Consider the following 12647-nt stretch of genomic DNA (forward strand, 5'->3'; position numbering starts at 1 on the left):
CAAAAGTGCGCACGGGGGCCGAAGGCCCTACATGTCTGCAATCGCCTCGAGCGGCTTCGTCTTGGCCGCTCGGTTGGCCGGCCACAGCGCCGCCAAGACACCCACCACACCCGAGCCGATCAGCATTCCGACCACCTGACCCCACGGGATCGTGATCTTGTCGAGGCCCTGATCCGCGAGAGTGCTCACGAAGGCCCAACCGAACGCGATGCCGAGAACAACTCCGACCGCCGCGCCGTACACCGCGATGAGCACCGACTCGAGGTAGATCGTGCGTCGCATCTGTCCGCGCTGCATGCCGACAGCTCGCAGCATTCCGATTTCTCGTCGCCGCTCGACCACCGAGAGTGCCAGGGTGTTGATGATGCCCAGGATTGCGATCACGACCGCGAGTGCAAGCAGTCCGTAGAGGATCGCCAACAACGTGTTGATCTGCTGGCCCTGAGTTCCCTTGAACTCCTCACGATCCTGCACCTGGACGACGACGTACTTCTCCGTGGCCGTTTCGAGCTCGGATCGCAGCGTTGTCAGATCCGCGCCAGGCTTCGCCTTCACCAGCACCACGAAGTCCGGCAGACTCTCGGCCGGCATCAGCTTCCGATACGCCTCGTCCGAGACGATCCACGAGCCGATCAGCTGGTTGTCCTCGAACACTCCCGCGACAACCGTCTGGTACTCGACGCCGCCGGGACCGGTCAACGTCTGGGTCGAACCCACAGTCCAACCCTTGTCGTCCGCAGTCGACTTCGAGACGAGCATGTTGTTGCCGGTCAGATCGACCGTGCCCTCGAGGATCTTGTATTCGAGCACGCCTTCGATCGGGCCGTCGAACGAAGCGCCCTGCTCGTCCTCACCGTCGACCTTCGCACGCACTCCGTGCAACGACGTCGCGCTCTGCACGTCGGGCACTTGTCGGACCGCGTCGGCCGCACCTCGCGGCACGCCGATCGCGTTGGGACCGGTCAGGATGTAGTCGGCCGAAACACCCACGTCGACAAGAGCATTGATGCTCGCCTTGGCCGAGGAACCGAACACTCCGATGACCGTCACCAGCATCAGACCGAGAGTCAAAGCGAATGCCGTTGCGGCCGTGCGACGGGGATTGCGCACCGCATTGGTACGAGCCAATCGCCCGATGGCACCGAACGGCTTGGCGAACACGGCACCGAGCGCGCCGACGATCGGCCGCGACAGCGCGGGAGCCCCGAGAAGCACCGCGATGATCAACGAGAACGCACCGAGGCCTACGATCAGCGCCGCGCCGCCGCCGGTACCGCGAGAGCCGAACACGAGCAGTGCCACACCGATCACGCCGAGAATCGCACCGATCAACGTCCGCACTCGCAGTGAGTCGCCGGTGGAGGCGAACTCCTCACGCATGGCCGCCACCGGCGGGATCTTCGACGCACGACGAGCCGGGGCGTAAGCGCTGAGCGTCGTGACGACGACGCCGACCACCAACGCGACGATGATCGTGCGGGCACCCACCTGGAGCGGGCCTTCCGGCAGACCGACGTCGAATGTGTTGAGGAGACTGCGCAATCCGTAGGCGAGACCGATACCGCCGAGCAGACCGATGATGCTGCCGATGAGTCCGACCACGAGCGCCTCGGTGACCACCGAACGGCCGACCTGCGCTCGGCTCGCACCGATCGCACGCAGCAGCGCCAGCTCACGAAGACGCTGCGCCACGATCATCGAGAAGGTGTTGTAGATGATGAACGTTCCGACGAGCAGAGCAATCGCGCCGAACGCCAACAGGAAATAGTTGATGAAGCTCAGCGCCGAGTCGACCTCGGCCTTGGTCTCCTCACGAACCTGGTCGCCGGTCTGCACCTTGAGATCGGGGAAAACCTGCTCGACGCGTTGCTGCAGTTCCGTCTGCGACACCCCTTCGCCCGCGACGTCGATGTACTCGACGTGTTGGCCGTCGGTGAAGAGTCCACGGGCCTGCTCGTCGGTGAAGAGCGCGCCGATGAACCCGCCGGTGTCACTGCCCGCCCCCTCGTAGATACCGGACAACGTCACGTCCACGATTCCGCGGGCCGGTGCCAGAACCTTGGCGGAGTCCCCCACCTTCAGTCCGGCTCGCTCGGCGGCGCTGGTGTTCAGCGCGACCTGACCGGTCTGCGTCGGAGGCGCGCCCTCGACGAAGGTGTCGGGTTCGGCAATCGCCTGGCCCGGCGGTAGGTAGGACTGACCGATACTCGGCGCGCCGCCGGTCTGAACAGCGCCGCCGTCTGCGTTGATCAGGACGATCTGTCCACTGACGGCCGGGGCTACCGCTCGGACGCCGTCGACTGCGCCAAGTTTGTCGACATCCTCGACCGGAACGCCACTGGTGTTGCGCTCTTCCATCGATACCCGGACGTCGACGCCCTGGGCGGTGTTCTCGAAGATCGAATCGAAAGTCTTCTGGAGGGTGTCGGTGAAAACGAACGACCCCGCGACAAAAGCCGTGCCAAGCACCACGGAGAGAACCGTCAGCGCAAGTCGCACCTTGTGTGCCGCCAAGTTGCGCAGGGAAACCTTGCGCATCGGCGAGTTGCTTACCGAAGCCATGTGCTCAAGCCCCGGCTTCCACGTTCACGACCGCCTGCGGAGCGTCCAGACGCTTCATCCGGTCGAGGACCGAATCCGCCGTAGGCTCGCGCAATTCGTCGACGATCTTGCCGTCCGCGAGGAACACCACCCGGTCGGCATACGCCGCTGCCCGCGGATCGTGCGTCACGATCACCACGGTCTGGTTGAACTCGTCGACGGCCGCCCGCAGGATCGAGAGCACCTCACCGGAGGACTTCGAATCGAGGTTTCCGGTCGGCTCGTCGCCGAAGATGATCTCCGGCTGACCCGCCAGCGCACGCGCACACGCCACACGCTGCTGCTGACCACCCGAGAGCTCTCCCGGCCGATGATCGAGGCGATCCCCGAGACCCAGCTTGGTCAGGACGCTGTTCAACCAGGTCGGGTCCGCTTTGCGTCCCGCGATGTCGAGCGGCAACGTGATGTTCTCGAGCGCGGTCAGGGTCGGCACCAGGTTGAACGCCTGGAAAACGAAACCGATGCGATCGCGTCGCAATTGGGTCATCTGTTTGTCGGAAAGCGTCGTGAGTTCCGTGTCACCGATGAGAACGGAACCCGAACTTGCGGAATCCAGACCGGCGAGGCAATGCATCAGCGTCGACTTACCGGAACCGGACGGCCCCATGATCGCCGTGAACTCACCGCGGGCGAAATCTGCGGACACCGAACTGAGGGCGTGCACCTGGGTATCTCCGGTGCCGTAGGTCTTGGACAGGCCGACTGCGCGGGCCGCGACATCCTGGGCGTGCGAACTCATGATCGCCTTTCCTGTTCACTTCGGTGCTACTTTGCGGGCGTGACGGGCGCCCGTGAAAACACGGACGCCCGCAATGGTTGGTTCCATCCTGTCGGGTGGCGGGCGCGCCCGCCATCGGGGACCACCCTGATATCTGCGGCCGAGCCGGTCAGGGTCGGGGGAATGCGACCCCTCCTGCTTGTGCGCATTGACTGGAAACAGCGATACGAAGACCGGGCGCACATTAACCTTGTGACACCAATCACACGAGAGAGGCGGCCGAATGTCCGACGCCACCGCTGGAATCATTTTCGATCGGCTAGAGCACTGGGCGACGGTCAAGCCTGATCAAGCAGCGATGACCTTCCAAGGGACCGAATTCACGTGGGCTCAGTGGCGGGACCGCATCTTGCGTATCGCCGCCGCCCTCGCCGAATCAGGCATCGGTGCCGGCGACACTGTCGCGTTCGTCGACAAGAATCATCTGTCCTGTCTCGAAGTCACCTACGCCGCCTCACTACTCGGCGCCGCGAATGTCGTTCCCAACTGGCGACTTTCGAGCGAAGAGCTGGATTACGTCCTCGCGGACTGTGGCGCTCGCATTCTGTTCGTCGGCAGCGAACTACTCCCCCAGGTCGTCGCGATGCGAGACCGCTTGACGGCCGTCGAATCGATCTTCGCCGTCGGCGGTGAACACGACGAATTCGAGCCGTGGATCGACGAGGTCACACCGCTGCACTCCCGCCCCGAGGTGAGCCCCGATGCCACCGCTCTGGTTCTCTACAGTTCCGGGACGACCGGTCGCCCCAAAGGTGTCCAGCTCACGCATCGAAACCTGTTCGCGCACAGCAACAATGTCCTCGAAATCCTGCCGGCCCACGAGGATCACCGATTCTTGATCGCGATGCCGATGTTCCACGTCGGCGGAACGTGCTACGCCATCATGGCAATTCACACCGGTGGCCGCTGTTACTTCACGAGAGAAGCCGACGGACCGTCGATCTTCGCCGGTCTCGCCGCCGGAGCCAACATCGCCTTTCTCGTCCCACCGGTCATTGCCGGAGTCCTGGCCGCAGGCGAGCAGGCGGTCGCCGCCTTCAAAGCATTCAAACGCATCACCTACGGCGCCGCCCCCATGCCGCTCCCACTGTTGCGCGCGGCACTCGCAGCGTGGCCGGACACCGAATTCGTGCAGGTCTACGGCATGACCGAAATGGCAGGCGTCATTACCGCGTTGATGCCGGACGTTCACCGCGACGAGTCGCAGGTCGAGCGCATGGCATCAGCAGGTACGGCGATCCCCGGCGTCGAGATGCGCGTGGTGGACCCCGTCACGCTCGCGGACGTGCCCACCGGAACGACCGGTGAGCTGTGGTGGCGATCCGAACAGTGCACACCCGGATACCTGGGTAAGCCCGAGGCGACGGCCGAAACGATTACCGCAGACGGGTGGCTGCGTAGCGGCGACATGGGCCGCGCCGACTCCGGCGGGTTCGTCTTCATCGAGGACCGCCTCAAGGACATGATCATCACCGGCGGCGAGAACGTCTACTCCCCCGAGATCGAACGAGTACTGGTGGAGCATCCGGCAATCGCCGAGGTCGCGGTCATCGGCGTTCCCGACGACCGTTGGGGTGAAACCGTCAAGGCTGTCGTGGTTCTCACTGCCGAAGCGCAGATCGACGAAGCCGATCTGATCACCTATACACAGGAACGCCTCGCAAAGTTCAAGTGCCCGACCAGTATCGACGTCGTCGAGATTCTTCCCCGCAATCCCACCGGAAAGATCCTCAAACGCGACCTCCGCAAACCGTACTGGGAGAACCGCGAACACAAACTGGTCTGAGTTCGCGTGCTGTAATGGGGCGGTGACTTCGCGCCGCCCCACCACACCCAATCCGACCGATCCGTGCCCGTGCGGCAGCGGCAACGCGTTGGCCGGATGCTGCGGCAAGTACATCAGCGGAGTAGCGCACGCACCGACCGCCGAAACCCTGATGCGTTCGCGTTACACGGCTTTCGCTGTGATGGACGACGAATATCTCACGCAGACTTGGCATCCCGACCATCGCCCAGCCCAACTCGATCTCGACCCCGACCAGAAATGGCTCCGGTTGGAGATCCTGGACACCGAACGGGGCGGGCTGTTCGATTCCGACGGCGTCGTGGAATTTCGCGCTCACTACACATTCGGACGCGAGCGGGGAATGCTCCACGAACGCAGTCGATTTGCGCGAACAGAGGGTAAGTGGCTCTATGTCGACGGCGATATCGGTTAGGTAACTCCGGGCACCGCCGCCGCGGATCCCGATAACGCGAGCCCTACGATCGAGTCATGACAACGAACCGGACGAGATCATTTGCCGCTGTCGCTGCCATCGCAGTGGGCGTGAGCCTGACTGCCTGTTCGCAGGACGCGGAGACCACTCCCACGGCAGCCACCTCGGCCGTCACCTCGACCTCGACCTCGAGTGCAGCAGCGTCGACCACAGAACCAGTCCCGACGGACAGCTCCGACAAGACGTCGGCTGCGGGCACCGAATCCAAGCTCACCGTCGTCGACATCCGAGTGGGCGAGCACGACGGATTCGATCGTGTCGTCTACGAAATGGGCGGAACCGGCACACCCGGTTGGCGCGTCAAGTACGTCGACGCGGCGACGCAGGAAGGCAGCGGTAAGCCCGTGGACATCAAGGGTGCCGCTTTGATCCAGGTCCTGATCGACGGTTCCGCATATCCCTTCGACAGCGGAGTCGAGCAGTACTCCGGCCCCAACCCGGTCCCCGGCGTCGGCGGAGTCGTGACCGAGGTCAACGGGTCCAACGTCTTCGAGGGAGTGACGCAGTCGTTCATCGGCGTGACCGAGAAGCAGCCGTTCACGGTCACGACGCTCAGCGACCCTCCTCGCGTGGTGGTCGACGTGGCCCGCTGAGGCCGCACTTGACCTGAAGTTTGGTTGAGGTTCTACCTTCGTGTCGTACCGGCCACGTAATCTTCGTTGCCGGCGACCGGAGGGGCGAAGTCATGAGTATGGAAGTCACCGCGTGGAACGCGATGTACAACGCGATGCACGCGCAAGAAGATCGGCGCCCGTTCTCGAAGGCGACACTGAAGCGGATCGCGAAGTTCGCAGTTCCACAGAAACGCAACCTCAGCTGGTACCTCGTACTGAGTGTCGTCACTGCTGCGCTTGCCGTGGCAACACCTGTCCTGGCCGGGCGCGTGGTCAACGCGATAGTCGGCGGCGACGCCGTCGACGTGGTCGTCAAACTTGCCGCCCTGATCGCACTGGTTGCACTTCTCGAAGCCGCTCTGGGACTGTTGACCCGGTGGCTCTCGGCCAGCATCGGCGAAGACCTGATCCTGCATCTGCGCACCACCGTCTTCGATCACGTCCAGAAGATGCCCATCGCGTTCTTCACCAGAACTCGAACCGGAGCACTGGTCAGCCGTCTCAACAACGACGTCATCGGCGCTCAGCGCGCCTTCAGCGACACCTTGTCCGGAGTGGTCAGCAATCTGGTCACCCTGGTGATCACGCTGATCGTCATGCTCGGGATCTCCTGGCAGATCACCGTCCTCGCGCTGCTACTTCTCCCGATCTTCGTCATCCCCGCACGGCGCATGGGCGCAAAACTTGCAGCACTCAATCGTGAAGCAGCCAACCATAATTCGCTCATGAGCACCCAGATGACGGAGCGGTTCTCCGCTCCCGGCGCGACTCTGGTCAAGCTGTTCGGCCGCCCGTCGCAAGAATCTGCGGAGTTCGCGGTTCGCGCCAGGCGTGTGCGCAACATCGGAGTCCGGACCGCAATGCTTCAGTCCGTCTTCGTCACAGCGCTGACGCTGGTCTCGGCCCTTGCTCTTGCCCTCGTCTACGGACTCGGCGGTTTCTACGCGCTGCGCGGACAGTTGGACGCAGGCGCCGTCGTGGCGATGGCATTGTTGTTGACGCGGCTGTACTCGCCGTTGACCGCACTGGCCAGCGCCCGGGTGGACGTCATGAGCGCCCTGGTCAGCTTCGAGCGGGTATTCGAGATTCTCGATCTGGCGCCGCTCATCACCGAGAAGCCCGATGCACGCACGGTGCCGCAGGGCCCGGTGTCCGTCGAGTTCAAGAACGTCACTTTTGCTTACCCATCCGCGGACAAGGTGTCTCTCGCGTCCCTGGAGGAAGTCGCGATCCTCGACACCCGCGGCGGCGAGGACGTGTTGCACAACCTGTCGTTCCGCACCGAAGCAGGACAGATGGTCGCCTTGGTCGGCACGTCCGGTGCCGGAAAGTCGACCGTGGCGCAGATGATTCCGCGCCTCTACGACATCGACTCCGGTTCGGTCGAGTTGGGCGGCGTCGACGTCCGCGACCTCAGTGCCGATTCCATCCGGGAGACCGTCGGCATGGTCACGCAGGACGGGCACCTGTTCCACGAGAGCCTTCGATCCAACCTGCTCCTTGCGCGACCGGATGCCACCGAAGAAGATCTGCGTGAGGTTCTGGAGCGCGCACGGCTCACCGACCTGGTTGCGTCGCTGCCCGACGGATTGGAGACGGTGGTGGGTGAACGCGGTTACCGCCTCTCGGGCGGCGAGCGTCAACGCCTGACCATCGCACGCCTGCTCCTGGCCCAGCCTCGCGTCGTCATCTTGGACGAGGCCACCGCGCATCTCGACTCGACGTCGGAAGCTGCGGTTCAGGAAGCACTCGGCGAAGCACTCGCCGGGCGGACTGCGGTGGTGATCGCTCACCGATTGTCGACGATCCGTTCCGCGGACCTGATCCTTGTCGTCGAGGCAGGCCAGATCGTCGAGCGCGGAAACCATGAGGAACTGCTCGCGCGCGGTGGCCGCTACGCCGAGTTGTACCGCACGCAGTTCGACACCAACGCCCGGAAGAACGGCGCCCTCGCACCGACGCCGATCTGATACCGCGCAGCGCCTTGCCCACACACACACACAGAAAACAGGCGCTGTCCTCCTCGCGGAGGGCAGCGCCTGTTTCAGTCTTCATGTCAGTCGTTGAAGCTGTAGGTCAGTCGTTGTAGCGATCGCGTCCGCCACCGCGGCGGTCGTCACGTCCACCGCGATCGTCCCGGCCACCACGGTCGCCACGGCCACTCGGACGTCCCTGCGGCGGCCCGAAATCAGGCTGCAGCTGGATCAGGACGCCGGAGATGCGTGTGCGACGCAAAGCTTCGAGAGTCTCGTTGGAGAGGTCGGCCGGCAGCTCGACGATGCTGTGATCCGGGCGAATGCTGATGTGCCCGAAGTCGCTTCGACGAAGCCCACCCTCGTTGGCGATGGCACCGACGATGGCACCCGGAACGACGCGGTGACGCTTGCCGACTGCAATGCGGTAAGCAGCCAACTCCTGGCCCTCGGGCCCACGCGAGCGCGGGGCCGGGCCATCGTCGAAACGACGGGGAGGACGTGGTTCACGAGGCTCGCGCTCACGACGCGGCGGTGCCGGCGGCTCGGGAGAAAGCAAGAATGCTTCGCCGTCGCGCGACTGCAACGCCAGAGCGGCAGCGATGTCGATGAGCGGAACGTCGTGTTCCTGGTCGTAGTCCTCGATCATCTTGCGGAACATCGCGAGATTCTCCGAGGCCAGGCTCTCGGTGATGGAGTCACCGAACTTGGCCACGCGCTGAGCGTTGACGTCGTCGACACTGGGAAGCTGCATCTCCGCAAGCGGCTGACGGGTCGCCTTCTCGATGGACTTGAGCAGATGACGCTCACGCGGGGCGACGAACAGCAACGCGTCACCCTGACGACCGGCGCGGCCGGTACGACCGATGCGGTGGACGTACGACTCCGTGTCATGCGGGATGTCGTAGTTGACGACGTGGGAGATTCGATCCACGTCGAGGCCTCGAGCAGCAACGTCGGTCGCGACGAGGATGTCGAGGGCGCCGTTCTTGAGCTGACCGATGGTCCGCTCACGCTGTGCCTGGACGATGTCGCCGTTGATCGCGGCAGCCGAGTGCCCGCGGGCCCGCAGCTTCTCCGCCAGGTCTTCGGTGGCCTGCTTGGTACGGACGAAGATGATCATCGCCTCGAAAGCCTCGACCTCGAGGACGCGGGTCAGTGCATCGAGCTTGCGCTGATGAGCAACCTGAATGTAGCGCTGCGTGATGTTCGAGGCGGTCGACGTCTTGGACTTGACGGTGATCTCGACCGGATTGTTCAGGTACTGCTTCGAGATCCGGCGAATCGAGCCGGGCATCGTTGCCGAGAACAGAGCGACCTGCTTGTCGCCGGGGGTGTCGCGGAGGATGCGCTCGACGTCCTCCTGGAAGCCCATCTTGAGCATCTCGTCGGCCTCGTCCAGAACGAGGTACTTGAGATTGGTCAGATCCAGGGTGCCCTTTTCGAGATGGTCGATGACACGACCAGGCGTACCGACGACGACGTGCGCACCGCGGCGCAGTCCGGACAGCTGGACGCCGTAGCTCTGGCCACCGTAAATCGGCAGCACGTTGAGTCCGGGGATGTGCGCGGAGTACTTGCCGAAGGCCTCGGCAACCTGAAGCGCCAGCTCACGCGTGGGAGCAAGCACCAGCGCCTGGGTCTGCTTGATCGACGTGTCGATCCGCGACAGAACGGGAACTGCGAAGGCTGCGGTCTTGCCGGTACCGGTCTGTGCGAGACCGACGACGTCCTTGCCTTCGAGCAGTGGCGGAATGGTGGCAGCCTGAATGGGCGAGGGCGACTCGTAGCCCACGTCTGACAGTGCCTTCAGTACCCGATCATCGATGTCGAGGTCGGCAAATGTTGGGGGTTCGGGGTCACGCTCAATATCACTCATTTGACCAGCAGTTTAGCGGATAGAGTATAGACACGACGACATACCGGGGGTGCTTTTACGACAGATCCACCCTCCCAGAGGGTTTCGCCTAGCGTAGGAAGCATGACCGAAGCCACCGCAGCCACCCCCTCCCAGACCGTTGTCGCGATTGCCCAATTCGCCCCGGGGACGGACAAGAAAGCCAACCTCGAATCACTGCGATCACTGGCTTCCGATGCAGCAGCACGCGGCGCGAAAGTTGTCGTGGCGCCGGAATACTCGATGTTCACCGCACCGAAGACGGATGAGCGTTTGATCGAGTCCGCGGAGGACCTGGACGGCGAATTCGGTTCGGCGCTGGCGTCGGTCGCCGCGGAGTTCGGAATCTTCCTCGTGGCAGGAATGAACGAGCGGATCGACGACGTGAGCAGAATCTCCAACACCCTCGTCGCGATGGACCCGAACGGCGAACTGGTGGCGACCTACCGGAAACTGCATCTTTACGACGCTTTCGGTTACCAGGAGTCGGCCGTGATCCGCGCGGGCGAGATCACCGAACCGCAGACCTTCGGGTGCGACGGCCTGACCTTCGGCCTCCAGACCTGCTACGACCTGCGCTTCCCGGAAGTCACCCGGCGCATCGTCGACGTCGGCGCAGACATCTTGCTCCTGCCCGCCCAGTGGGTGCCGGGGCCGCTCAAGGAAGACCACTGGACCACTCTCGTGCGCGCCCGGGCCATCGAGAACACGATGTACATCGCAGCGGCAGATCAGAGCGCGCGCGGCGGCGCGGGTGCCAGCATGATCGTCGACCCGATGGGCGTCGTGATGTGTTCACTTGGCGAGCAGGTCGGGGTCGCAACCGCACTCGTTTCGGCTGCTCGCATCGCCGAGGTACGCGAGAAGAATCCCGCTCTCGCGCTGCGGAGGTTCACAGTCTCGTCGCGGTGACCTGCAGCGAGTAGCGTCGAACTGGTCGGGGTTCGAGCTTCTCGAGGACAACGCAGTGACCCAGTATCGGGATCGATCTTCCGCCGGCAAATTTCTGGCCGGGCGGCTCGAGACCTTGCGTATCGACAAGCCCGTCGTTCTCGGACTCCCGCGCGGCGGAGTTCCGGTCGCAGCCGAGGTGGCTGCGGCATTGAACGCTCCGCTCGGCATCGTGGTGGTGCGCAAGCTCGGCAGTCCGTACAACCCGGAACTGGCGATGGGCGCCATCGGTGAGGGCGGCGTGCGGGTCCTCAACCACGACGTCATCGCAGCGGTTCGCGTCTCGAAAAGAGAACTCGTCGCCGTCGAACGCGACGAGCGAACCGAATTGGAACGGCGGGCGCATCTCCTGCGCGAGGGGCGGACCCCGGTTTCCCTCCACGGACGCACTGCGGTGATCGTCGACGACGGAATGGCTACGGGCGCGAGTGCCGCCGTTGCCTGCCGATGCGCGCGCACCGCGGGTGCCGCCTCCGTGATCGTCGCTGTCCCAGTAGCGTCCCCCGAAGCCATGAGAGTGATCGCGTGCTCCGCCGATCGGGTCGTCTGCCCCTTCGTTCCTGCCCTGTTAGGCGGCGTCGGTGCTGCATTCGAGGACTTTCATCAACTCAGCGACGACGAAGTGCTGTCCTTCCTCGCCTGAGTGCACACCTCTCCAGCCTGAGCACAGTCCAAGAGATCTCTGAGAATTTGTGATGTGTGCAACATTTCGCTCCTCGGTGCCGATAGCCCAAATGGAACAAAAAGAATTCGGCTTTCTGGAGGAACCGTGACCATCTCGACCGATACCGTCGACGCCGTCGCAGCTGCGTGCCGTGACCGCCTGGGCGACCCTTCCGCCTGGGTTGCGTCAGACGCTTATCGACAGAGCCTCGCCCTGTGCATCATCGAATCCGTTCAGTCCACGTCGGGTCACAGCGAAGTGACCGTCGTCGATCGCTACCTGGCGTACCGGAAAGCCCGCGAGGACAAACCCGTCACGGATGGCGCACGTGAACTACTCCGCACCTTCGAGGAAGCCGGCAGTTCGGACCAGTGGGCAGGCAAGATCGGCTCGTACAAGCGTCGCTACACGGCGACGGGTGTCCCGATCGAGGCACGGCACATCCAACAGGTCGCCGAGAAACTCCATCACTTGCGGATCAACAGCGTCGAGGACCTGCTGTCGGCCGCTGATTCCGACAACGCTCTCGAAGCCGTTCACCATGCCTGGATGGACGCGTGCGGAGACGGTTCCGAAGTGACCTGGGCCCACCTGTTGATGTTGGCCGGAATTCCGCACACCGATCTGGGGACCGCTGCCGACACCTTCATCAGCGCGACACTCGGCACCACCGAGTTGCCGGGAGACACCTCGGAGATCCTTGCAGCTACTGCAGAGCAACTCGGAGTGGATCCGGACCGATTGGACTACGCAATTCGGCGGTGGCTGTCCGTGCACGGTCGCACGCTCCAACACGTCGCCTGAGTACCTGTAAACAGGCGGTCACACTAAACTGCAGGTCAGCGCCCGACCAGTTCTACCGAATAGTAACGACAGTGCAAAATGACGAC

Annotated in this window: 10 protein-coding genes; 7 read left to right on the forward strand and 3 right to left on the reverse strand. The window is 63.7% G+C overall.

The window, feature by feature from the left end:
* Positions 1-27: 27 nt before the first annotated feature.
* Together AC1Q6C_RS00085 and AC1Q6C_RS00090 are read right to left on the reverse strand one after the other, a co-directional pair.
* A complete protein-coding gene (locus tag AC1Q6C_RS00085; RefSeq protein ID WP_492666307.1) occupies positions 28-2562 on the reverse strand; it encodes an ABC transporter permease in 2535 nt (844 codons plus the stop codon).
* A 4-nt stretch (positions 2563-2566) separates the two neighbouring features.
* Positions 2567-3340, reverse strand: coding sequence for an ABC transporter ATP-binding protein (locus tag AC1Q6C_RS00090; RefSeq protein ID WP_003945134.1), 774 nt, complete (start codon positions 3338-3340; stop codon positions 2567-2569).
* Between the two features lie 262 nt (positions 3341-3602).
* On the opposite strand from AC1Q6C_RS00090, the gene AC1Q6C_RS00095 reads away from it, so the two are divergent.
* The 4 genes from AC1Q6C_RS00095 to AC1Q6C_RS00110 all read left to right on the forward strand — a co-directional run bounded on the left by AC1Q6C_RS00095 (position 3603) and on the right by AC1Q6C_RS00110 (position 8242).
* Positions 3603-5165, forward strand: coding sequence for a long-chain-fatty-acid--CoA ligase (locus tag AC1Q6C_RS00095; protein ID WP_230358899.1), 1563 nt, complete (start codon positions 3603-3605; stop codon positions 5163-5165).
* A 22-nt stretch (positions 5166-5187) separates the two neighbouring features.
* A complete protein-coding gene (locus AC1Q6C_RS00100; protein WP_118603938.1) occupies positions 5188-5598 on the forward strand; it encodes a YchJ family protein in 411 nt (136 codons plus the stop codon).
* Positions 5599-5654: 56 nt separating this feature from the next.
* Positions 5655-6251: an AMIN-like domain-containing (lipo)protein gene (locus AC1Q6C_RS00105; RefSeq protein ID WP_118603935.1), complete on the forward strand. Its 597-nt coding sequence runs from the start codon at positions 5655-5657 to the stop codon at positions 6249-6251.
* 92 nt (positions 6252-6343) lie between these two features.
* Positions 6344-8242 (forward strand): ABC transporter ATP-binding protein, encoded by a 1899-nt coding sequence (locus AC1Q6C_RS00110; RefSeq protein WP_230358900.1) that lies wholly within the window; start codon positions 6344-6346, stop codon positions 8240-8242.
* Positions 8243-8348: 106 nt separating this feature from the next.
* On the opposite strand, the gene AC1Q6C_RS00115 is transcribed toward AC1Q6C_RS00110, so the two are convergent.
* Positions 8349-10124: a DEAD/DEAH box helicase gene (locus AC1Q6C_RS00115; RefSeq protein ID WP_003945121.1), complete on the reverse strand. Its 1776-nt coding sequence runs from the start codon at positions 10122-10124 to the stop codon at positions 8349-8351.
* Between the two features lie 102 nt (positions 10125-10226).
* Between AC1Q6C_RS00115 and AC1Q6C_RS00120 the strand changes: the two genes are divergently transcribed.
* From AC1Q6C_RS00120 to AC1Q6C_RS00130, 3 genes are all read left to right on the forward strand, one after another.
* On the forward strand, positions 10227-11054 hold the full coding sequence (locus AC1Q6C_RS00120; RefSeq protein WP_050656184.1) for a carbon-nitrogen hydrolase family protein: 828 nt from the start codon (positions 10227-10229) through the stop codon (positions 11052-11054).
* Between the two features lie 55 nt (positions 11055-11109).
* Positions 11110-11736 carry a phosphoribosyltransferase gene (locus tag AC1Q6C_RS00125; RefSeq protein WP_492666308.1) on the forward strand — a complete coding sequence of 209 codons (627 nt, stop codon included), beginning with the start codon at positions 11110-11112 and terminating at the stop codon, positions 11734-11736.
* A gap of 126 nt (positions 11737-11862) precedes the next feature.
* The gene (locus AC1Q6C_RS00130; protein ID WP_230358901.1) at positions 11863-12561 is read left to right on the forward strand and encodes a DUF8548 family protein; all 699 of its coding nucleotides are present in this window, start codon (positions 11863-11865) and stop codon (positions 12559-12561) included.
* Positions 12562-12647: the final 86 nt, after the last annotated feature.

The sequence above is a fragment of the Rhodococcus sp. MT28 genome (genome assembly GCF_058792695.1).

Bases quoted from the DNA above. Each gene is read 5' to 3' on its own strand.
- AC1Q6C_RS00085 (WP_492666307.1), bottom strand. From the start codon at position 2,562: ATGGCTTCGGTAAGCAACTCGCCGATGCGCAAGGTTTCCCTGCGCAAC.
- AC1Q6C_RS00090 (WP_003945134.1), bottom strand. From the start codon at position 3,340: ATGAGTTCGCACGCCCAGGATGTCGCGGCCCGCGCAGTCGGCCTGTCC.
- AC1Q6C_RS00105 (WP_118603935.1), top strand. From the start codon at position 5,655: ATGACAACGAACCGGACGAGATCATTTGCCGCTGTCGCTGCCATCGCA.
- AC1Q6C_RS00110 (WP_230358900.1), top strand. From the start codon at position 6,344: ATGAGTATGGAAGTCACCGCGTGGAACGCGATGTACAACGCGATGCAC.
- AC1Q6C_RS00095 (WP_230358899.1), top strand. From the start codon at position 3,603: ATGTCCGACGCCACCGCTGGAATCATTTTCGATCGGCTAGAGCACTGG.
- AC1Q6C_RS00120 (WP_050656184.1), top strand. From the start codon at position 10,227: ATGACCGAAGCCACCGCAGCCACCCCCTCCCAGACCGTTGTCGCGATT.
- AC1Q6C_RS00115 (WP_003945121.1), bottom strand. From the start codon at position 10,124: ATGAGTGATATTGAGCGTGACCCCGAACCCCCAACATTTGCCGACCTC.